We start from the raw sequence: 22,919 nt of genomic DNA, 5'->3' as shown, positions 1-22,919 counted from the left end.
TGGTGCCCGGAAAAACGAAAGTGAGGATTGTACTCCGTTTAAGATGAAATTTCACTGTTACTTAGGCCAGCTTGTAAGCGATAGTGCTGCAGTGATTGCCATGACTTGACCAAGGGTTGAGACAGGCCCAAAGTCTGCTGCAACACTTTGCCGGCTTCGATGGCCTCTTGCTTACTGGCATATTCCCCTACCAATACCACCCACCAATCCTTGTGCTTGGCTACCCTGACATTTTCCACTTTTTTCAGCTTGGCCATAAACGCCGTCAGTGACGATTCACGTTTCAGACTCACCAACTGCAAAGTATAACCCTGTGTCGGTAGCACTCCGGCCCTGGGCTCTTGTTCTAGCTCAGATTTATCCTGAACTTCTTGCGACTTGGTATCTTGAGAAGCCTTAGCGGCCTCTTTGACCTGCGGCTTTTGGGTAACCGGCGTAGTAACAGGAGCGGTTTGCACATCCAGTATTGCCTTGGCGTCACTCAGTAGCTCAGATTCTGACTCTGAGGATCGCGCTGTAACCACTTGAGTCTCTGCATGCTGAGCATTTTTTTGCTCCAAGACCGCCTGCGGCTCTGTTACCTGGCTTTGTACTTGTTCCAGGCGAACGTAAACGGGCGTAGTTGAGAGCGCCTCCTGATCTCGGTCAATATCGAGCCAACGTTCGGCAAATTGGCTTAAGGGACTTGTACTATGCTCCAGCACCAGGGTTGACTGGGGCAATTCAGGCAGAGGCTCGGTCGAGCGCAGCAGATACCAGGAGAGCAGCGCCAGAGAGATAAGCACGGCAAGGCTCGATATCAGTATGGTCTTCCAAGGGAATACCCTTGGCCTCGGCGGCTCACCATTCAATGCCAGCTCCAGCAATGCCAATACCTCGGCCGGTGTGCCTTGTTGCCTCTCCAACTGCTTGACCACTATGGCCCGTGGCGTGAAAGTGTGCACTGCGCTGCGGGTCAACAGTGTCTGATACAGGCCCTCACGCTCGACGAGAGAAAGCGGCTCAAGCTTAACCGGCAACACCTGCTGTTTCTGTGCTTTGGGCAGTTGAAGCTGTAGCTGCTCGGCAAACTCCGGAGAGACAGAACAGGTCAACGTGATAGGTTCTCCTCTGGCCTGCAGCTGAGTCAGCAATAAACACTCAGCCCAAAGCGCCAAGGGCATATTGTCAGCATCGTCGATCAGAATGTGGATAGGCTTGCGCATCTCACCCAGATAACGCAGCAGGGTATCGGCCAGAGGCTGCTCGTCGTCAAACAGGGGATCGGGCAGCAACTGGATCAGCAACTTGCGCCTTATTTCTGCAGCATCGGCATGTTGAGGGCAACTGACCAACGCCAGATTATGCTCATCGAGCACATTGGCCAAGGCGGTCAACAGTCGTGTCTTACCTGCTCCAGCCTGCCCCTGCAACAAAACCAGCTGCTGACCATAACAGGCCAGATGCTGCAGTCTTTGTAACAGTGCCTCTTGCGAGGGTAGGAGAAGTTCTTCGGTTGCCACCATTGTTACCCATCAAGGATCAAGTGCGGCAGATCACCTGTTCGAGTAGGGATTCCGGCACTTGAGCAAAAATACCGGCCTGACCCATGTCTGTGGGCAAAACCAGGCGAATTTGCCCAGCCAAAACTTTTTTGTCACGCCGCATGTGTTTGATAAAGCTTTCAAAATCCATGGACTCTGGTGCAGTTACCGGTAAATCGAATACCTGTAGCAGCTCAGTGATGCGACGGAGAATTGACTCGTCAATCAGTTCCATGGCTTTTGCAGTTTGTGCAGCAAGGACCGTGCCAGCGGCAACCGCTTCACCGTGAAGCCAATTGCCATAGCCCATTTCGGCTTCGATAGCATGTCCGAAGGTATGCCCCAGATTCAACAGAGCGCGAACCCCCTGCTCTGTCTCATCTTCGGCAACCACTTCGGCTTTTATCTCACAGCAGCGACGTATGGCATAAGCCAGTGCCTCTGGCTGCTGCGATTTGAGTGACTCAACATTGTTTTCGAGCCACAGGAAAAAGTCAGCATCCCAAATGATGCCGTATTTGATCACCTCAGCCATGCCGGCGGCAAATTCACGCGCCGGCAGAGTCTTCAGGCACAGGGTATCTATCAGCACAAGTTGTGGCTGATAAAAAGCGCCTATCATGTTCTTGCCCAGCGGATGATTGACCGCTGTTTTGCCGCCCACAGAGGAATCGACCTGAGACAGGAGCGTAGTGGGGATCTGGATAAAGTCCACGCCCCGCTGATAACAGGCCGCAGCGAAGCCGACCATGTCACCAATGACACCGCCACCGAGAGCCACCAGCACCACATCACGACCGCAGTTGTGCTCAAGCAGAGCCGTAAATACGCTTTCGAGTTGTGCCAGTGTCTTGTACTGCTCACCATCGGGCAGAATATGAGCAAAAACCTGAGCCGCAGGCAGCAGAAGGCGCTGCAAAGACTGCAGATACAGGGGAGCTACTGTGTCATTGGAGACAATGAGGACTTTTTTACCCGAGACACTCGCCGTCAGGCAATCGCTCTGGGCCAACAGACCCTGGCCAATGAAGATAGGATAACTGCGTTCACCTAAATCAACCCGGATCTGTTGCATCTTGCGTCCTAGAAGCCTAATTGTTCAATGATTTGATTGGCCACAACTTTGGCGCTTTGCTCGTCTGTCTTGACGATAACATCGGCGATTTCCTCATAGAGAGGATTACGCACGTCTGCCAGTGCTTCCAACACTTCACGAGGATTATCTACCTGCAGCAAGGGGCGACGCTTGTCGCGCTGGGTACGGGCCACTTGCTTGTCGATAGTGGTTTCCAGATACACCACGATACCGCGGGCAGAGAGGAAGTTGCGGATATCTTTGCTTTGAACTGAGCCACCACCTGTGGCCAGAACTATGCCTTGTTTCTCGGTCAGATCGGAAATCACCTGAGCCTCGCGGCGACGGAAACCTTCTTCGCCTTCAACGTCAAATACCCAGGCAATGTCAGCGCCAGTGCGATTTTCAATCTCTTGATCTGAATCGTGGAATTCCAAATGCAGCATTTGTGCCAGATGACGACCTATGGTGCTTTTGCCTGCGCCCATAGGGCCTACCAGAAAAATATTACGTTTTTCAGCCATTTCTTGTACGTCTGAATCTTATGAAAAGTTTGCCGAATGTCGACTTACTATCAAATCGACGGGATTTGTTACCTTGCTCTAATGAGACTTGACCGGGGATTATCTCAGCTTAAGGACATTCAAGGCAAGTAATGCCGACTATTAAAGCCAAATTTCCCCGGGCCCAAACATCAAAGCCAGCGACTGGCACTGGCTTTGATTGAGGTTTTACAGGTTTGGAAAAAACTTAGGCTGACCCCGGCATGCCTTCAATCAGATGCCTTGAATGCCAATTGCTGTGCAAGCCACGCTCTACAAAAGAGAACGCCACGATGACCCATTCACACCTTCCCTAGATTTCTTCGGTCACTATCTTGGGCGTTACGAAGATCAGTAACTCCTGGCGCTCATTCTTGTCCGAAGTATTGCGGAACAGGAAGCCGACCAAGGGGATATCCCCCAATACAGGAACCTTGCTGACCCGGCTGATCAGGTTCTGTTGATAGATACCACCCAAGACTATGGTTTCACCATTATCCACCAGCACTTGAGTACCTATGCGCTGGGTATCGATGGAGACAGCCTCTCCCAACGGAGTTTGTACTACCTTACCCTGCGAGTCCTGAGTAATTTCCAGATCCAGTATCACGCGGTTGTCCGGGGTGATCTGAGGTGTTACCCGCAGCGACAGTACCGCTTTCTTGAACTGTACAGTTGCCGCCCCACTGGAAGCCGATTCCACGTAAGGGATCTCGACACCCTGCTCAATATAAGCGGCTTTCTGATTCGAAGTGGTAATCCTCGGACTGGCAATGATTTCACCCTTGTTTTCCTGCTCCAGCGCACTCAATTCCAGGTCCAAGACGGTACCGTCAGCCAATTTGGCCACATGGAAAGCTATGCTGGTAGCATTGCTTGGTGCTGCCGGCAGATTCACATTGAGACGATCGCCAATTGATGGAATGGTGCCGTTGGCTATGTCCTGAGCACCTTCCAGGCTACCCGATGTGCCCTTATTGCCCTGCTGATCTGTAATTCCCCAACGGATACCCAGGTCTTCCGAAACATCATCTTTGACCGTGACCATTCGGCTTTCAATCAGCACCTGACGAATAGGTACGTCCAATACTTCAATCAGCTTATGCACATTTTCCAGGATATCGGCCGTGTCTTTAACCAACAGAGTATTGGTTCTTTCATCCACAGCAACAGTGCCACGCTTGGATAACAGGCTGGAGCCTTCTCCCTTCAGCAGGTTGGCAATATCATTAGCCTTGGCGTAATTCACCTGCAGATACTCTGAGTAAAGCGGTGCCAACTCTTCTGAAACCTTTTTCTTGTTCTTGAGCTGATTTTCCTCACGTATGGCCAGCTCTTCCGCCGGCGCCACCATCAGGATATTACCCTCGATTCGCTTATCCAGCCCCTTGGTTTGCAGGATAAGATCCAACGCCTGATCCCAAGGGACATCGTCCAGTCTCAGGGTGATGCTGCCGTCGACAGTATCACTGGTCACCAGATTGAAATCATTGTAATCGGCGATAATCTGCAGCACGGTCCTGACGGAAATATTCTGGAAGTTAAGTGACAGAGTCTTACCTGAGTATTTCTTCTCTTCTTCCAGTTGAACTTCACGCTCGACCTTGTTCATCGCCAAGGTGAACATATTGCCATCTTGCTTGTAGTTATATTCGTAGTCACCTTTGATATCGATTAGCACCCGGGTAGTCAGATCTTCTTTGAAGGTCTCAAAGCTCTTCACCGGAGTGGCAAAGTCCTGCACATCCATGACATATAACATGTCAGATGGAATATCTGTGTTATACAACTTCAGCTCCAGCCTAGAGCCAACTTGCTCCACATTGGCGGCAACCGATGAATTACGCAGCTCAACCAGTAATTCTCCGCCATTATCACCCAAGCGGCGGAAATCAATATTCTTTATGCTATTGACGAAAGGACTGCTGGCCTTGCTCTGGGGATCCATGACCTCATCATTGACAGTCAAACGATAAACGTTGTCTACCGCCTTACCCTGATAAGGTTTCACTTTTTTCAGTGCCAGAACCAGTCGTAAATTATCGCCGTCCTGCATGCTGGACAGCTGCTCGACACCGGCAGTATTAATAGGGATTCGTGCTTTCTCCAGCGCCGAAATACTGTCGCTGAAGTCCAATTGGATACTGGCTGGATCGGCACTCAAATTGATTTCCGGCTCAGATATCGGCTTGTCAAACACCAACTCCAGCTCCAGTTGATGATCCACAATGGCGTGGTACTTTACATCCACCAGCTTGTTGGCAGCACCAGCGTAGGGACTGAGCCCCAGGACGAGCAGGCTGCCCAGGATAAACTGCATCCATTTGGCTGCATTCTTCGGGGTGATATTCGCGGCAGAAGATTCCATTATTCCCTCATCCTTCGCTTGTTATTCTCCGGTCAATTCCAGGCTGCTGTTGCGCTCTGTCCAACAGCCGGAACCGTCCGGTACTAATTCAATGATGTCGATATTCTGTGCTGATACTTTGGCGATGCGGCCGTGATAGAGTCCCAAATACTCGCCCACTCCCATCCGATAGACATTGCCATCGGTTGTTTCCACCAAGGCCCAAACCACGTTGTCTTCGCTCAGGGTGCCGCGCATCTTGAGGTTGTCCAGCGCATAGGTTTCGAGACGGCTCTTGCGACGCTTGAGATCCGGCTGCAGGCAATCCTTGGTGGTATCTATCACCTCTTCCGTCAGTTCCCGGGAGGGCGGCACAAAGGGACTACGCAACATATCTGCCTGATAATCAAAATGCTCAAACTGAGGCGGCTCTTTCAACGGCGGGATCCTGGCAACATGCTGAGCCTTGGTGCTGGTGACAAAGGCTTCAAGATCTGTTCTGTCACCGATACAGCCGCCAAGCATTAACGCCGCCGCGATCAGGGGGATGAGTCGTTTCATTTACCTTTCCCCTTAGCCTTCTCCGGCGGTAATTCCGTTCCTTCTTTAAATCTGTAGGTCTTGGCCAGAATTTCCATTGCCAAGGTGCCGGATGGATCGCGCTTAACCACAAAGTCATGCAGGCTGACGATCCTTGGCAGCTTGGCCACTCCGCCGACCATGTGCCCCAATTGGTGATAGTCACCGGTCACTGCCATGCGTATCGGAAACTCAATATAGAAATCCCGTTGGATCTCTGCATCCCAATCCAGACTCTGGATCTTCAGACCCGCATCTGTGGCGACATAGGTCAAGTCATCGAGCAAACCCGGCATTTCATTCTCTGATGGCAGCATCTTCAACAGTTCGGCAAATTGTGCCTCCATCTGTACCAATTGCTCCCGATATAATTTCAGGTTAGCGGCCAACAGATACTTTTGCTTGAAATCATCACGCAGTTGTTGCTCTTTCACCTGTTCAGACTGGTAAATATCTATGGCGTCTGAAACAAACAGATAATAGCCACCGACGAACACCAGAATCGCCAGCAAGCCTGCAAATACGGCCTTGACCTGAGTCGGCCAGCCGCCGATATTCTCCATGTCCAGATCATTGAACTGGCTCAAATCGAAACTCATTTGCCCGCTCCTTTCGCCATCTGTGCCGTCCCTTCAAGCCGGTTTGCTCCCTTGATACTGACTTTGAGACTGAAGCGTTGCAGCTCTCTGAGTTCTTCCTGTTGAGAGACTATCGACTGCATACTCGGATCCTGAAGCCATTCTGATGCTTTAATTTTTCGCATCATGTTGGCGACATTGTTATTGGACTCACTGCGTCCTTCGATCCAGATAAGGCTGCCTTTTTTTTCTATGCTGGAAAGATAGATACCTGGCGGAATAACCCGTACCAGCTCATCCAATACGTGGGTTGGCAAATTACGCGCCTGTTGCAGGTTAAGAATAATCTCGGTGCGACGTTCAATATCCTTTTTACGCTGTTTTATCTTGGTGATTTCAGCTATCTGCTTGTCAAGCAAACTGATTTCTGACTGGAGATAAGCATTTCGCTGACGCTGATCCTCTGTCATCAAGTCGATAATGTTCAGTGCCAAATAAACCAATAACGCGGCGCCAATAAAAACAGCAGCCAGAATACCTATATAATCCCGCTTCTGTTTTTCCCTGGCTTCTTCACGCCATGGCAATAAGTTTATGTTCGCCATTGAGCATAACTCCTCAGTGCCAGGCCGCAGGCCACCATGTATTTACTGATATGGGGTTGCAGGGCATTTTTTACTGAATCGTCCGCATGTAAACTTCCCTGAAAGGGGTCGGCAATTATAGTGTGAACACCTAATTCATTGGTTAGAAGATTAGCCATGCCTTCTAATTTGGAAGTGCCGCCACAAAGCACCAAATGATCGACTTTATCCTTACCACTGGAAGTGCAATATATTTGCAGCGTACGTTTTATCTGTTGCAATAATTGCGTTTGAAATGGCGATAACACCTCAAACATATAATTGCGAGGTAGATCACCTTCTATCTTGGCCTTTTCCGCCTGCTCATAGGACATACCGTAAAAAGACAATATAGATTGAGTGAAGAGTTCACCACCAAATGCTTGCTCGCGGATAAAGGCTGTTTCCCCTTTTTCCACCACGGCGAAGGTGGTCATATTGGCACCGATATCAACCAAAGCGACAACCTGATCTGCTGCGCCATCCGGAAGCTGCCCCAGGATCAATTCATGGGCACGTCCCAGAGCATAGCCTTCTACATCAACAACTTTAGGCTCAAGGTCGACACTGTCCAGCGCATCGATTCTGGCATCAATATTTTCGGTACGGCAAGCACTAAGCAAGACATCAACCTTGCTGGGGTCTGTCTTGTTGACACTCAGCGTTTCAAAATCAATGCTGACTTCATCAAGTGAATAGGGAATGAGGTTATCCGCTTCAATCTCAATCTGCGCCTCCATTTCAACCTCACTCAAGGAGGCGTCCATGTAGATGACTTTAGTCATTACGGCTGATCCGGATACAGCGACAGAAGCAAATTTAGTTGATTTGGGCAATTGCCTCTTCAGCTGTCTCATTGCTTCAATAACGGCTTCAGGATCGCGAATATCATGATCATTGATGGCTCCTTTTTTTACAGGAGCAGCGGCATAAGCCTGGATTTTATAACCATCGCCTGTCTTGCCCAGCAGGATCGCTTTGACCTCGTGAGAACCGATGTCAATACCCACCATTTGCGGAGCCTGACGCTTCCATAGATTCGAAAGCATAGTCCTTTGTCACTTTGTTATTGTTAGGTTTTAGATTAGCACATTTTCAAATTGTTACGCCCCTTTGTATAAAATGTTTGAGCACATTACAACGGCTAATTTTTTGACGCTGCCTTTTTGCTTCACCCTGCACAAAACGCCTTATATACTATTGTGCCCGCAGCAAGTTTTGGAATAATCTCGTGAAGTGGTTAAAACGTATACTCATAGCTCTATTCAGTCTGGCCCTTCTTGGGGTTGCAGCTATCGTTGGAGCCTACTTCTACGTCCTGCCCGAACTCCCGGATGTCGCTACACTCAAGACAGTTCAACTGCAAACGCCACTGAGGGTGTACTCCAGTGACGGCAAACTGATCTCGCAATTCGGTGAAAAACGCAGGATCCCGCTGGAGTTGGCCGATGTGCCCAAACCACTATTGCAGGCCTTCCTGGCAACCGAAGATTCACGCTTTTATGAGCATAAAGGTATCGACCCCATAGGTGTGGTGCGCGCCGCATTGGTTATGCTGGCCACCGGCGAGAAAAAGCAGGGTGCCAGTACCATTACCATGCAAGTGGCCAGGAACTTCTTCCTGACTCGAGACAAGACAATTATTCGTAAAGTCAAAGAGATATTTATCTCTATCCACATAGAGCAGCTGCTAACCAAAGATGAAATTCTGGAGCTCTATGTCAACCGTATCTATCTTGGACAGCGTGCTTACGGGGTTGGCGCCGCGGCTCAAGTTTATTACGGCAAGGAAGTCAAAGACTTGACGCTTGCTGAAATGGCAGTTATCGCAGGTTTGCCAAAAGCCCCTTCAACACTCAACCCTATCACCTCCCCCAGCCGAGCTTTGACCCGTCGTAACCTGGTGCTTAACCGTATGCTGGAGGTCGGCTATATCACCCAGAGTGAATATAACGAAGCCAGTGCTCAACCTATTACCGCCAAATACCATGGCGCCGAAATCGATCTCTATGCCCCTTACATTTCAGAGATGGCCAGAGATTATATGGTGCAGAAATATGGTGAAGAGGAAGCCTATACCGGTGGTTACGATGTTTACACCAGCATAGACTCATCACTGCAGTTAAAAGCCCAGAAGGCACTGCGCAACAATGTCTACGCCTATGATGAACGCCATGGCTATCGAGGCCCAGAAGCGGTTCTATGGACAGACAAGCAGCCTGATGAGAGCGAGTTGATTGCCACCCTGAAGAAAACTATGCCCATTCAGGAGCTCAGGCCAGCCGCCGTATTGCAAGTAGAGGAACAGCAAGCACAGGTGCTGCTCGCCTCGGGAGAAAAACTCACTCTGCCTTGGGATGGCCTCAAATGGGCCCGCAAGTTTATCAATGACAAACGCCAAAGCGCACCACCGAAGAAAGCCGAACAGTTTCTGAAAGTGGGCGAGCAGATTTGGGTGCGTAACAACGGCGATATCTGGCAGTTGGCTCAGGTGCCTCAGGTTGCCAGCGCCATAGTCTCGATAGATCCCAAAGATGGTGCAATTCAGGCTCTGGTCGGTGGTTACAGCTTCAGTCAGAGCCAGTACAACCGGGTAACTCAGGCCAAACGTCAGCTGGGCTCCAACATAAAGCCTTTCTTATATGCTACGGCGCTGGAGAAAGGCTATACCCTGGCGACACTGATCAACAATGCGCCGATCAACAAGCCCGACCTCAGCCAAGGTACGGCATGGCGCCCCAAAAACTCACCCGACGTATACGGCGGCCCCACCAGGCTACGTCTGGGACTGGCCCAGTCTATCAACGTGATGTCGGTGAGAACCCTGCGTTATGTTGGGCTGGATGCCGCCATCGACAAGCTGGTGCAGTTTGGTTTCGATGCCAAAGAGCTCAACCGCAACGAGTCTCTGGCGCTGGGATCACCATCTGCCACACCTTTGCAGGTGGTCACTGCCTTCTCTGCCTTTGCCAACGGGGGCTACCTGGTTGAGCCTTACTTCATTAAACGGATCCAGAATGCCCAGGGCGAAATCCTTGAACAAGCTCATCCGGCTCTGGCTTGTGATGCGCCGCTTAAGCCTGAAGAGGATATGGCGGATAACGCGATAACCGATTTGACTATGCAAGAGCCGCTGCAGCCCCAGGTTCAGGAAGATCCTTTCAGCTGTGACAGCCCAAGTGCCCGTCACGCCAAGCAAGTGATCAGCGAGCAGACCGCATTCCTGATCACCGATGCCCTCAAGAGTGTTATCTGGGGTGGCGGTAACTGGAGCAAGGGCACTGGCTGGAACGGTACCGCCTGGCGCGCCGCCAGAGTGGTCAAACGCCATGACATAGCCGGTAAAACGGGAACAACCAACGAATCGCGGGACACCTGGTTCAGTGGCTACAATCCTAAGCTTGCCACCACTGTCTGGGTCGGCTTCGATGACCATGGCCGTGAGCTGGGACGTACCGCCTGGAATGCCAGCGGCGCCAAAGATCAGATTTCAGGGGCCGAATCCGGTGCCAAGACCGCGGGCCCAGGCTGGAACGAGTTTATGCGCGATGCCCTGGAAGGAACGCCGGAAGAACCCAGCATTCCACCGGCTGGAATCGTTTCGGTGCGTATTGATTTAGACAGCGGCAAGCTGTCCCGTAAGACAGACTACACCAGCGACTTCGAGTACTTTATTCAGGGTACCGAACCCAAGGAATACGCCACCGGCGCCGAAGATGACAGCGACATCTTTATCGAAACACCGCCGGAAGAGCTGTTCCAGTAACTGTCTGTGTAACACCGTCTGTTAAACATTAAAAAACGCGCCGATTGGCGCGTTTTTGTTTGGCTCGAATCCGAGGGATAGCTTCTATTTGGCCTGTTTGGCAGCCAGTGCGGCCTTGACCTGCTCTACCGCGGTACCGCCGAGAATATTGCGTTTCGCCAGGCAAGAATCGATACCCAAATGCGGATAAACATCCTCCGCTATGATATCGGCATAGCTTTGCAAGACTTCAAGTGGCAAGGCTTCCAGTGGCTTACCCTCAGCAATAGCTTGCAGCACCACTTCACCCACAACGTGATGCGCCTGCCTGAAGGGCATGCCTTTACCCACCAGATAGTCCGCCAGTTCAGTGGCATTGGCGTATCCCTGTTGAGCTGCGGCCAACGCATTGGTTCGGTTAACCTTGACACCTTCGAGCACCAGAGCCGCCATTTTCAAGCACAGGCTCCAGCTGTCCATCACATCGAACAAGCCTTCCTTGTCTTCCTGCATATCCTTGTTGTAGGCGAGTGGCAGCGCCTTCATGGTGGTGAGGATCCCCATCAAGCTGCCGTATACCCTGCCCGCTTTACCGCGGATAAGCTCAAGCGCATCGGGGTTCTTCTTCTGCGGCATCAAGGAAGAGCCTGAGGTGACATTGTCGGCCAGCTCGATAAAGTTGGCTTCGCCGGAATTGAAGAAGATCATATCTTCAGCCATACGACTTAAGTGCATCATGCTGATAGAGGCGTCGCTGCAGAGCTCGATCACATGGTCACGATCAGACACGCTGTCCAGGCTGTTGAGGGTAGCAGAGGCAAAGCCCAGGCTGGCCGCCAGCGCCTGACGGTCAATGGCATAAGCCGTGCCCGCCAAGGCGCCACAACCCAGAGGGCAGGTGTTGAGGCGATTCAGAGCGTCCTGCAAGCGGCTGATATCCCGCTCAAACATTTCCACATAAGCCAAAGCCCAGTGGCCAAAGGTCACGGGTTGTGCCCGCTGCAGATGGGTATATCCCGCCATTACGGCATCCAACTCGCGCTCGGCCAAGGCCAGCAGCCCCTGTTTGACTTCAATCAACAGACTCAGCAGGTGTGCGCCTTCCTGTTTGCACCACAGCTTGAGATCGGTCGCCACCTGGTCATTGCGCGAACGGCCGGTGTGCAGCTTCTTACCCAAGTCACCCACCTTGGCGATCAGCTGTGATTCCACAAAACTGTGAATATCTTCGGCGCCGGAAGCGATGATCTGCTCCGGCGTATCTTTAACTTCTGCGAGCAACTCAGCCAGCGCCTGAGTCAGGGTCTGGCATTCCTCCTGGGTTAACACGCCGGCCTGGGTTATCGCCTCGGCCCAGGCGACTGAGCCCTGGATATCCTGCTCCAGTAAACGGAAATCCACCGGCAGGGAATCGTTGAAGAGTTTGAAAAGTTCGCTGCTTTGGCCGCTGAATCTGCCACCCCATAAAGCCATGATAAGGTCCTCTTTCTCGGGCATAAAAACTAAGGGGCGCCGATGCGCCCCTGATATACTGACGCTTACTTGCTGTTGAGCGCGCGGATACGGCTCGCCAATGAGTAGAGGCGGATAAAGCCTTCGGCGTGTTTCTGATCGTAAACCGTGTCTTCACCGAAGGTGGCAAACGCCTCGGAATACAGGCTATTGGGAGAACGTTTCTTCACGGCAACCGCCTGGCCCTTGAAGAGCTTGATCACCACTTCGCCGTTAATGTCCTGGGCCAGTGCCTCGGATGCCGCTAACAGCGAGTTGCACAGAGGCGTAAACCAACGACCATCATAGACCAGATGTGCCATCTGAGCGGCCACCTGTTCACGCCAGTTACGGCTGGTCTTGTCGAGCACCAACTCCTCTACCGCTCTCAGAGCAGCAAACATGACAGTGCCGCCCGGTGTTTCATAACAGCCACGGGACTTCATCCCCACCAGCCGGTTTTCAGTGATATCGATACGGCCAACACCGTGAGCGGCAGCAATCTGGTTCAGCTTCATCAGCGCCGCATAGGGGCTCAGGGCTTCACCGTTGACTTCAGTCACCCGGCAGTTTTCCACTTTCAGGCTGACATACTCAGGCTCATCTGGCGCATCCAGCGGATCGACTGTCATGGTCCACACCTCTTTGCTGGGCTCATTCCAGGGATCTTCCAGTTCCCCACCTTCGTGGGAGATATGCCAGGCGTTGGCGTCGCGGCTATAGATCTTGGTGGCCGAAGCCGAGGTCTTGATGTTGCGCTCGGCCAGGTAAGCCAGCAGATCTTCACGGCTCTCCATGGTCCACTCACGCCAAGGGGCAATCACTTTCAGATCCGGCGCCAGTGCGGCAAAACAGCCTTCGAAACGCACCTGATCGTTACCCTTGCCGGTACAACCGTGACACAAGGCGTCGGCGCCGACCTTACGGGCCACTTCCACCTGAGCCTTGGCGATGATGGGTCTGGCCATGGAGGTGCCCAGCAGATAGGTTCCCTCGTAGATGGCACCGGTTGCTATGGTGGGATAGATGTAGTCTTTAACAAACTCTTCTTTCAAATCAACAATATGACATTCACTGGCGCCGGAAGCCAACGCCTTTTCTGTCAAACCTTCGAGTTCGGCTTCCCCTTGTCCAACATCGGCACAAAAGGCAACGATCTCACAGTTGTTATAGTTCTCTTTCAGCCAGGGAATAATGGCCGAGGTATCCAGGCCGCCGGAGTAGGCCAGGACAACTTTTTTCACATCTGTGTTTTTCTGTGCAATAGACATCTTAATTTTCCTAGATTCAACTGGCCCTTGGCCATCAGCTCAAAAGTGTTACCAGAACGGCATTCTGCGCGTGCATGCGGTTTTCTGCCTGTTGCAGGATCAGAGAACCTTTGCCATCCATCACCTCATCTGTCACTTCTACCCCTCTGTGAGCGGGTAAACAATGCATAAAATACTTCACCTTATACTGATCCATCAGCGGCTGATTGATTTGATAAGGATTAAATTTTGCTTCAATATCAGAAAGTTCTGTTTGGTCGCCCATGGAAATCCAAGTATCAGTGTAGACGGCATCCTGACCTTCCAGGGCGGCGATGTCTGAAGTCAGTATCAGGCTGCCTCCATTCTCGGCCGCCAGTTGCTGTACTTCATTGACAATCAGACCATCGGGGAAATGCCCTTCGGGGCAGATAACCGTCATGCTGGCACCCAGAATAGCAGCGCCTATCATCAATGAATGGGTCACGTTGTTGCCATCACCCACATAGGCCAATTTCACCTTGCTCAAGTCACCGAGCTGCTCTGACAGGGTCAGAAAATCCGCCAGGGCCTGACAAGGGTGGTACAAGTCCGACAGCGCATTGATCACAGGTACAGTGCCGAACTCGGCCAGGCCTTCTATGGTCTTGTGGCTGAAAGTCCGTGCCACTATGGCGTCGGCCCAGCAGGAAAGGTTACCGGCGAAATCGGCAACAGATTCGCGCTTGCCCAAAGCACCATTTTGTTGATCCAAATAAAGACAGTGACCACCCAGCTTATGGATACCGATATCGAAACTGACCCTGGTACGCAGGGAAGGTTTTTCAAACAGCATCACTACGCTCTTGCCCGCAAGCGCGTGTCGGTAGTCTGCCGGATTGGCCTTGATCTTCTTGGCCAAGTCCAACAACGCCAGCAACTGGGATTGGGTGAGTTCTTTAATGGTCAACAGGTGCTTCATACTGCCTTCTCCTATGGTTTTATTTGCGTACCCACGGCTTCGCCCTGAGCCAATGCAGCCAGTTGCGCCGCATCTCTCCAGGAAGCAACCTGTACCGGCTGCCCCATGAGTTCTGCGACTTCCAACGCCGCCTCTACTTTGACTTTCATACCTTTCTCTATCACGCCCAATTTCACCAGGTCGTCGATTTCGCTACGATTAAGACTGGCGATCAACTGCCCCTTACCGTCCAATACTCCGGAAACATCGGAGAGCAGCACCAGCTTGCCCTGCACCAGCTTGGCCAGCACTGTGGCAGCCTGATCGGCATTGACGTTAAGCAGTTGCCCTTCGCTGGATACTGCAATGGAGCTGACAATGGGCATCCAACCCTGAGACAGGACGAAATTGATATAGCTGCCGTCTTTGGGGGAAACTTCACCCACCAGCCCCAAACGTTCATCTTTAATTACCGCATCGACCAAGTTGGCATCCGCCAGACTCATGCCAACGCTGGCGACACCAGCCTTGATGGCCGCCGCCTGCAGTATCTTGTTGGACATACCGGCCAGGGCGCCGGCGATGATCGGCATCTGCTCCGGCGGGGTGACCCGCAAGCCATCGAGCTTCACCGTATCCATGCCATTGGCCTTGAGCTGTTCATCCACCAGATAACCGCCACCATGAACCAGAACCACTTTCTGTCCCTGGGCCAACATTTTCGCCGCCGTATCCATCAGCCTGGCCATTCCCATCTCACACTGCATCAGTGCGCCGCCAACTTTCAGAACCAACACCTTGTCTTTCGTGCTCATAGTGACAACTCTCTCTAACCGTTCCGGGAATAATTAGTATTTAAAGTGAATATTTATGCATTGCAGCGCCTGACTGGCAGCGCCCTTCATCAGGTTGTCTATGGCACTGGCCACCACCAGATAATGGTTCTGTTCATCAAACTTCCACCCCAGATGACAATTGCCCGTGTGTACCACGTCATCCACCTTGGGAAATTGGTTCTGCTTTACGCTGACTATGCTCGAGCCATGGTAGATGCTGTAAGCCTCGGCAACGTCCTCAGTCCTGGTACCCGGCTTGAGCTGCAGCGTAATGGTGGCGAGAATGCCGCGTTTGAAGTTGCCAAGGTGCGGAGTAAAAATCACTTCCTGCCCCAGTTGGCTGGCGATTTCGGGCTGATGCCTGTGACCAAGCACACCGTAGGGCGTTAAACTCACTTCACAGAAACTGGTGTGCAGCTGCGCCTTGCGCCCGGCTCCGGTCACACCGCTAACGGCATTGATAACGGGGAAGGCATCAGTCATCAGTGACTTGAGCGGCTTAAGCGCCAACAGAGATGCCGTGGGATAACAACCGGGAACCGCAATCATCTTGCTGTTGGCAATGGCCTCGGCATTCCACTCGGCCAGGCCATAAACCGCCTGTGCCAATACTTCGGCTTGGTTATGCTCAAAACCATACCACTTGGGGTAGTTTGCAGCATCGCTGAAACGATAGGCACCGCTCAAATCAAATACCGCCAGCCCCTGGGCATAAAACCAAGCTGCCAATTCCAGGCTTACCGAATGTTCGGTCGCCAACGCCACGGCGTCGGCCTGTGCCACTATCTGCTGTTTGGCCTCTGGCGTTAACGGCTGCAACACTGCAGAGATATGTTGATATACAGGATAAAGCTCGGCCAGGCTTTTGCCCTTATCCAGACTATTTTCAGAGACATACAACCCTTGAATGCTTAACTCTGGCTCAGTTTGGATCAGGGCGGTTAACTGGGCACCTGTATATCCACTGGCCCCTATGATGGCGATATTTTTCATGGTTTCTAATTCTTCAAGCTAATCAAAAAAGGAAGGGCACAACGAAAGCCCGTGGCTCAGCGCCTAATGACAAGTTTATCGTCGCAGGGAGTTATTGCAGTTTTTGGTCTGAATCAAGCTCAAGGTCGAACTCAACATACTTAGTCTCACTGAATTTAGTCACCATGAAAGATGACACTGGCTTTAGCTGTTTGCTAGACTAACACAGCAATTTATTTATGCAATATATATGAATAGTTATTTTTAATGTTTTGCGGAATAGTCATGAAAAAACTGCCGGAACTCACAGAAAGCTTCAGTGCGCTTATCGCCTCGCCCTCCATCAGTGCCCTGGAGCCCGAACAAGATCATTCCAATGCTGCCGTTATCGACTTGCTGGCCAACTGGTTTGCCGATTTGGGGTTGGAGTGCCGCCGCCAGCCGGTGCCCGGCAGTCGCAACAAACATAACCTGCTGGCCAACCAGGGCACTGGCCAAGGGGGCCTACTGCTGGCCGGGCACACAGACACAGTACCGTTCGATGAAGGCCGTTGGCAGCATGATCCCTTTCGGCTAACCGAAAAAGATAACCTTTGGTATGGCTTGGGAACTTGTGACATGAAAGGTTTCTTTGCCTTGATATTGGAGGCCTTGAAACAACTGCCGCTGACACAAATGAAGCGACCTCTTTATATTCTCGCCAGTGCCGATGAAGAAACCACAATGAATGGGGCCAAGGCCTTTGCTGCCAACGCTGCAATCAAACCTGAATTTGCCATCATAGGCGAACCCACCAGCCTACGGCCGGTTTATATGCATAAAGGGCACATGGCTCAAGGCATTCGGGTAACGGGCCGCAGCGGCCACTCGTCGGATCCGGCCAAGGGACTCAATGCCATAGAAGTGATGCATCTGATCATAGGCCGGCTACTTAAACTCAAGCAGCATTTGAGCGAACACTATCGCGAAGATGCCTTCAGTGTGCCTTACCCAACCATGAACTTTGGCCATGTCCACGGCGGCGATGCCGCCAACCGTATCTGTGGTTGCTGTGATCTGCATCTGGATATTCGCCCGCTTCCCGGTTTGGCTTTGACCGATCTGCAACTCATGCTGCAGCAGTATTTACAGCCGGTCTGCGAACAATTCCCAGGGTCAGTTTCCATCAGCGAACTCTATCCCGGGTCGGAGCCGTTTGCCGATGATAGAGACTCTCCCTGGAGCCAACTGGTCGCCAGCCTGGCGGGACAGGCACCTCAAGTGGTGAACTATGCCACCGAGGCGCCTTATATTCGGCAACTGGGGTGCCACACTCTGGTATTGGGACCCGGCAGCATAGAGCAGGCTCATCAACCGGATGAATATTTGGATACGGCGCAGATCAAACCTACGATAAACTTGCTGAAACAGCTTATTTATCATGCCTGTATAAAATAATGATCCAGCCCACAGCCACTGGAAACAACGTGAGGCAAATACCTCAGCGTATTGACCATAGGGCACAGTGCTGGTTATTGTGCTCTACTCAAGTCCGCCCGAAACGACGACTCTTTCTCACTATTCTTTGGAGCAATCAACACGATGGCAGATATGTATGCATCCTTAAGATCCAACGTCAGTATGCTTGGGCAGATCCTCGGCGACACCATGCGATCCGATCTGGGGGAGCCATTTCTCGATAAGGTGGAGCAGATCCGTCAACTGGCCAAGAGTTCCCGTCAGGGTGATGAAAGCGCCCGTCAGCAGATGTTGGAACTGCTGACGGCCTTGCCCGATGACGAACTGGTGCCGGTCACCAAAGCCTTTAACCAATTTCTCAACCTGGCGAATATCGCCGAGCAGTTTCATACCATCAGCCGCAACTGTGATGAACTGGTGTGTGTACCGGATCCCGTGGAGCAACTGCTCGGACGCATGCTGAACGGCCCGATAGATCAGAAGCAGATGCTGTCCTGTCTGAGGGAGATGAACATAGATCTGGTACTGACGGCACACCCGACCGAGATATCCCGCCGCACCCTGATCCAGAAGTACTCATCTGTGGTCGATTGTCTGACGGCTCTGGAAAACGATCAGCTCAGCGAGCGCGAGTTTAAACAGATCAATCTGCGACTGCGGCAGCTAATTGCCCAGATTTGGCATACCAATGAGATCCGCCGCGAACGCCCGACGCCGGTAGATGAAGCCCGCTGGGGTTTGGCGACTATCGAAACCTCACTGTGGCAGGCGATTCCCGACTTTTTACGCCAGCTCAACGACCAGGTAGAAGAGCGCACCGGCAGCCAGCTACCGATTGATATCGCTCCGGTGCGATTCTCCAGCTGGATGGGTGGCGACCGTGACGGCAACCCCTTTGTTACCGCCAAGGTCACTCAGGAAGTATTGGATCGTAACCGCCATGCCGCCGCCAGACTCTATCTCAAAGATATCGTATCTCTGGTTGGCGAATTGTCCATGGAAGAAGCCAACGAGGAGTTGAGCCAGTATACCAACGGCAGCTGTGAACCTTATCGTGACGTGCTTAGAGATCTGCGCCAAAAGCTGCGCAACACCATAGACTATCTCAATGCCCGCCTCGAAGGTCATCAGCCTGAGGTCGACAGCCATAGCATCATCTGGCACCAGGACGACCTGAAAAGGCCGCTGCTGATGCTGTATCAAAGCCTGTGCGATTGCGGCATGAGTCTGATAGCCAATGGCTTGCTGCTGGATATGTTGCGCCGCTTGGCCTGCTTCGGCATTCATATGCTGAGGTTGGATATCCGCCAGGATGCAGAGCGCCACGCCAATGCCATTGCCGAGCTTACCCGCTATCTGGGCATGGGTGACTTCAACCATTGGGATGAGACAGAAAAGCAGGCCTTCCTGCTCAGGGAACTGGCCAACCGCAGACCCTTGATCCCGGTAAACTGGCAGCCATCAGACGAGGTGGCCGAGGTACTGGCAACCTGCCGCTTGATAGCCACTCAGCCTCAACAAGCTCTGGGTTCCTATGTGATATCCATGGCCAGCCAACCATCCGACGTGTTGGCGGTACTCTTGCTGCTCAAGGAAACCGGCTGTCACTATCCCATGCGGGTAGTGCCGCTGTTTGAGACCCTGGATGACCTCAACAATGCCGCCGATTGCATCTCTGCCCTGCTCGATATCGATTGGTATCTGGGTTACACCAAAGGCATGCAGGAAGTGATGATTGGCTATTCGGATTCGGCCAAGGATGCCGGAGTCATGGCCGCGGCCTGGGCACAATATCGGGCGCAAGAACAACTAGTTGCGGTATGCAAGAAGGCTGGCGTCAAACTGACCCTATTCCACGGCCGTGGCGGTACTATCGGTCGTGGCGGCGGCCCGGCTCACCAGGCGATTCTGTCACAGCCTCCGGGCTCAGTTGACGGACGGATCCGGGTGACAGAGCAGGGAGAGATGATCCGCTTCAAGTTCGGTCTCCCTAAGTTGGCAGTGCAGTCACTGGCGCTTTACACCTCGGCGGTGATGGAAGCCACTTTGCTTCCGCCTCCCGAGCCTAAACAGGAATGGCGGCAATGCATGCAGCGACTGGCCGATGAATCTGTACTGGCCTACCGCAGCATAGTCAGGGAAGAAGCTGACTTTGTTGCCTATTTCAGAGCCGCAACGCCTGAAGTGGAGCTGGGTAAGCTGCCACTCGGCAGTCGACCGGCCAAACGCCGGGTGGATGGAGGTATCGAAAGCCTGCGCGCCATTCCCTGGATATTTGCCTGGTCACAGAACCGTTTGATGCTGCCGGCCTGGCTCGGTGCCGGTGAGGCGCTAGAAGCCGCGGCCAAACGAGGAGAGCTTTCTCTGCTACAGGAGATGGAACGTCAGTGGCCCTTCTTCAACACCCGTATCTCCATGCTGGAAATGGTGTATGCCAAGGCAGAACCCAACCTCGCCCGCTATTACGACACCTGCCTAGTGCCTGAAGACCTGCGTCATTTGGGTGAAGCTCTCAGGGAGAGGCTGCAACAGGGGATCCAGGCGGTACTCGAACTGACCCGCTCTGACAGCCTGATGTCGCATACTCCCTGGAACAGGGAATCGGTGCGGCTTCGAAACCCCTATATCGACCCGCTCAACTTCCTGCAGGCCGAGTTGTTGGCCCGAAGTCGCAAGGAACAGGAAACCTCGGAACAATTGCAACTGGCGCTGATGCTGACCATAGCCGGTGTCGCGGCGGGCATGAGGAATACAGGATGAGGCTGCCCCTACTGCTGTCTCTGTGGTTGATGCTGATGTTGGGTGGCTGTGTCAGCCAATACAGCATCAGCGAAGGACAGCTGGAATCCTATCTGAATAAAGAGCTGCAGCTGGATAAGCAAGACACCCAGGGGCCACTGGCAACAAAGATCCAGTTAAATCGGGTAACAGTCAAATTGGGGCACAAGCCGGATACCATGGCGGTGAAAGCCACCTCAGAACTGATACTCAGAACGCCACTGTTTCCCCTGCGTGCCAGCCTGACAACAGAGTTTGAGGCCAAGCCTTGGTATGACAACCAAACCCATGGCGTCTATCTCCGTGGTCTGGAGTTGACCTCTGTCGAGTCCAATCCCAAGGATATTCAGCGGGCTTTACAGGGTATTGCCCCACAGTTGATGGACTTTATCCGCAACTTCCTCGAAAGTCAGCCGGTTTATGTTCTGGACACCCAGGACAGCAACCAAGCGAGACTGGCCGATATGACCAAGAGCCTTCAGGTTAAACCAGGCAAGCTGGTGCTGGAGTTTAAATAAATCAATATTCAGAGCACAAAAAAGACGCGGCCTTGGCTGCGTCTTTTTATTTAACCTATTGCTGCCTTTGACTATTTGGCAAATCGACCAATAGAGGAGTAGTCAACAATAACCGCCTCGCCCAGCAACTCGCGGCGCAGCATGTCATAGGCTACTGCGCTGCTGAGGCTGCGAACCAGCTCTCTAGAGCGCCTTGGCAGCTGAATCATCTGGCTGTAACAACCTCCCTTGGTTGCCAAGGCTATGGCAACAGTACCGACAGGCTTCTCCTCTGTGCCACCATCAGGACCGGCAATACCACTGGTGGCCAGAGCATAGTCGCTATCCAGTATCGCCCTGGCCCCCTTCGCCATCTCCTCAACGGTGGCAATCGACACAGCGCCATGGTCATCCAGAGTTGAAGGTTGTACCCCAAGAATACGCACCTTGCTCTCATTGCTGTAGGTCACTAACCCCTGATGCAAATAGGAAGAACTGCCAGGGAAAGCCACCAATTGGCTGGTCAACATACCTCCGGTACAGGACTCGGCCAGGCTAAGACTAAGGCCTGAATTCAACAACCTGTGATGGATCTCTTCCGCCAGTGTCGCGCGATTTTCGGCAACAACCGCAGTGCCCAAAACCTGTCGCACATGATTGGTGACTCGGGGCAACAGAGCAATGGCCTTATCACTGCGGGCAAACAACTTGATCTCTATATGTGGCATAGAGGAGCGATAACCTATGGTGATCCCTGCTGGCAACTCCAATGCTTCCAGCTTATCGGCCAGCGTCGATTCGCCATGGCCCAGGGTCAACAGCTTGTTCAATGCGACTTTTGCATCCAGGCCGAACTCCTGTTTGATAAAGGGCAGAAACTGCTCCTGAACCATATGTTTCAGCTCAAATGGCACCCCTGGAGTGAAGTAGAGCCAGGCACGATTGAGTTTGACTCTAAAGCCACAGGCCGTGCCAACCGGATTATCCACCATGACGGCAGACTCAGGCAGTAAAGCCTGTTTCAGATTACTGGCCGGCATCTCTCTGTTGTTACGGCTGAACCAGGCCTCCATCTTGGCACGCCATTCGGCGTTCTCAACCAGAGGCTCACCCTTAGCCTTGGCCATAGCTTCGGCCGAGAGATCGTCGCTGGTTGGCCCCAAACCACCATTAACCAGAATGATATCGGCATGGAGACTACGCTCCTGAAATACGGCTATCAGATCTTCGAGTCTATCCCCCACTGTGACCCTGCGCTGCACCTCAATCCCATGCTCCATCATCACATTGGCAAACCAGGCGGCATTGGTATCTACTATCTGACCGGACAACACCTCCTCTCCGGTACAAATCATCTCTAACTTCATTCAAAGATCCCTTTGGCAAAAACTGCATATACGTTAAGTAACCACTGGATGAATAGCAAGCACGGCTTGGAAGACACAAGAAAGGGAGAAACAGGGAGAGTGGAAAACCAGCATGACACGCAGTTTCGAGAGTTGTACGCACGTTAGTTTGCAGGGGCAGAAGTCGATTTGTCGCGGGGTAAAGTTCAACGCAGTTCTGGATAAAAAGTCTGTGGATAAAAACGAAAAAAGCCTCATCTTTCGATGAGGCTTTCTCTTTAAGTTGGCGGAGCGGACGGGACTCGAACCCGCGACCCCCGGCGTGACAGGCCGGTATTC

Annotated in this window: 18 protein-coding genes; 4 read left to right on the top strand and 14 right to left on the bottom strand. The window is 52.4% G+C overall.

Features of this window, described 5'->3' with window-relative positions; translation table 11 throughout:
* Nucleotides 1-38 precede the first annotated feature (38 nt).
* The 8 genes from ON072_RS09880 to ON072_RS09845 all read right to left on the bottom strand — a co-directional run bounded on the left by ON072_RS09880 (nucleotide 39) and on the right by ON072_RS09845 (nucleotide 8,316).
* Nucleotides 39-1,505, bottom strand: coding sequence for an AAA family ATPase (locus ON072_RS09880; RefSeq protein ID WP_261752969.1), 1,467 nt, complete (start codon nucleotides 1,503-1,505; stop codon nucleotides 39-41).
* Between the two features lie 16 nt (nucleotides 1,506-1,521).
* Entirely contained in the window at nucleotides 1,522-2,598 is a 1,077-nt protein-coding gene (gene aroB, locus ON072_RS09875; protein ID WP_025011597.1) for a 3-dehydroquinate synthase, read from the bottom strand.
* 8 nt (nucleotides 2,599-2,606) lie between these two features.
* Entirely contained in the window at nucleotides 2,607-3,122 is a 516-nt protein-coding gene (aroK, locus tag ON072_RS09870; protein WP_025011596.1) for a shikimate kinase AroK, read from the bottom strand.
* A 331-nt stretch (nucleotides 3,123-3,453) separates the two neighbouring features.
* Nucleotides 3,454-5,508 carry a type IV pilus secretin PilQ family protein gene (gene pilQ / locus ON072_RS09865; protein WP_145839896.1) on the bottom strand — a complete coding sequence of 685 codons (2,055 nt, stop codon included), beginning with the start codon at nucleotides 5,506-5,508 and terminating at the stop codon, nucleotides 3,454-3,456.
* A 21-nt stretch (nucleotides 5,509-5,529) separates the two neighbouring features.
* Nucleotides 5,530-6,048, bottom strand: a complete 519-nt coding sequence (locus ON072_RS09860; protein ID WP_044733480.1) for a pilus assembly protein PilP — start codon at nucleotides 6,046-6,048, stop codon at nucleotides 5,530-5,532.
* Complete coding sequence (locus ON072_RS09855) at nucleotides 6,045-6,665, bottom strand: type 4a pilus biogenesis protein PilO (protein WP_025889304.1); 621 nt, start codon at nucleotides 6,663-6,665, stop codon at nucleotides 6,045-6,047. Before ON072_RS09855 ends, ON072_RS09860 begins: the two co-directional genes overlap by 4 nt.
* The gene (locus ON072_RS09850; protein ID WP_261752968.1) at nucleotides 6,662-7,249 is read right to left on the bottom strand and encodes a PilN domain-containing protein; all 588 of its coding nucleotides are present in this window, start codon (nucleotides 7,247-7,249) and stop codon (nucleotides 6,662-6,664) included. Before ON072_RS09850 ends, ON072_RS09855 begins: the two co-directional genes overlap by 4 nt.
* On the bottom strand, nucleotides 7,237-8,316 hold the full coding sequence (locus tag ON072_RS09845; RefSeq protein ID WP_025011592.1) for a pilus assembly protein PilM: 1,080 nt from the start codon (nucleotides 8,314-8,316) through the stop codon (nucleotides 7,237-7,239). Before ON072_RS09845 ends, ON072_RS09850 begins: the two co-directional genes overlap by 13 nt.
* Nucleotides 8,317-8,498: 182 nt before the next feature.
* Here ON072_RS09845 and ON072_RS09840 point away from each other — a divergent pair, with 182 nt between their 5' ends.
* Entirely contained in the window at nucleotides 8,499-11,033 is a 2,535-nt protein-coding gene (locus tag ON072_RS09840) for a penicillin-binding protein 1A (RefSeq protein WP_028780991.1), read from the top strand.
* Nucleotides 11,034-11,117: 84 nt separating this feature from the next.
* Here the strand turns inward: ON072_RS09840 and argH are convergent, their stop codons facing one another.
* From argH to argC, 5 genes are all read right to left on the bottom strand, one after another.
* Nucleotides 11,118-12,485, bottom strand: a complete 1,368-nt coding sequence (argH, locus tag ON072_RS09835; RefSeq protein WP_261752967.1) for an argininosuccinate lyase — start codon at nucleotides 12,483-12,485, stop codon at nucleotides 11,118-11,120.
* A 65-nt stretch (nucleotides 12,486-12,550) separates the two neighbouring features.
* The gene (locus tag ON072_RS09830; protein ID WP_025889296.1) at nucleotides 12,551-13,774 is read right to left on the bottom strand and encodes an argininosuccinate synthase; all 1,224 of its coding nucleotides are present in this window, start codon (nucleotides 13,772-13,774) and stop codon (nucleotides 12,551-12,553) included.
* Between the two features lie 34 nt (nucleotides 13,775-13,808).
* Entirely contained in the window at nucleotides 13,809-14,714 is a 906-nt protein-coding gene (locus ON072_RS09825) for an ornithine carbamoyltransferase (RefSeq protein ID WP_025889295.1), read from the bottom strand.
* Between the two features lie 11 nt (nucleotides 14,715-14,725).
* Entirely contained in the window at nucleotides 14,726-15,508 is a 783-nt protein-coding gene (gene argB, locus ON072_RS09820; RefSeq protein WP_025011587.1) for an acetylglutamate kinase, read from the bottom strand.
* A gap of 33 nt (nucleotides 15,509-15,541) precedes the next feature.
* Complete coding sequence (argC, locus tag ON072_RS09815; RefSeq protein ID WP_261752966.1) at nucleotides 15,542-16,522, bottom strand: N-acetyl-gamma-glutamyl-phosphate reductase; 981 nt, start codon at nucleotides 16,520-16,522, stop codon at nucleotides 15,542-15,544.
* A 264-nt stretch (nucleotides 16,523-16,786) separates the two neighbouring features.
* Between argC and argE the strand changes: the two genes are divergently transcribed.
* From argE to ON072_RS09800, 3 genes are all read left to right on the top strand, one after another.
* Nucleotides 16,787-17,938 carry an acetylornithine deacetylase gene (gene argE / locus ON072_RS09810; protein ID WP_219031707.1) on the top strand — a complete coding sequence of 384 codons (1,152 nt, stop codon included), beginning with the start codon at nucleotides 16,787-16,789 and terminating at the stop codon, nucleotides 17,936-17,938.
* 144 nt (nucleotides 17,939-18,082) lie between these two features.
* The gene (gene ppc, locus ON072_RS09805; RefSeq protein WP_144221176.1) at nucleotides 18,083-20,719 is read left to right on the top strand and encodes a phosphoenolpyruvate carboxylase; all 2,637 of its coding nucleotides are present in this window, start codon (nucleotides 18,083-18,085) and stop codon (nucleotides 20,717-20,719) included.
* Nucleotides 20,716-21,255, top strand: a complete 540-nt coding sequence (locus ON072_RS09800) for a DUF1439 domain-containing protein (protein ID WP_144221177.1) — start codon at nucleotides 20,716-20,718, stop codon at nucleotides 21,253-21,255. The genes ppc and ON072_RS09800 overlap by 4 nt, the downstream gene beginning before the upstream one ends.
* Before the next feature lie 71 nt (nucleotides 21,256-21,326).
* Here ON072_RS09800 and ON072_RS09795 read toward each other — a convergent pair whose 3' ends face one another.
* Nucleotides 21,327-22,601: a CinA family nicotinamide mononucleotide deamidase-related protein gene (locus ON072_RS09795; protein ID WP_261752965.1), complete on the bottom strand. Its 1,275-nt coding sequence runs from the start codon at nucleotides 22,599-22,601 to the stop codon at nucleotides 21,327-21,329.
* Nucleotides 22,602-22,919: the final 318 nt, after the last annotated feature.

Origin of the sequence: Shewanella sp. K8 (assembly GCF_028823715.1) — a bacterium.
Classification (GTDB): domain Bacteria; phylum Pseudomonadota; class Gammaproteobacteria; order Enterobacterales; family Shewanellaceae; genus Shewanella; species Shewanella algae.
Note: the sequence above shows the minus strand (reverse complement) of the source record. Positions and strands in the feature narration are given on the sequence as shown.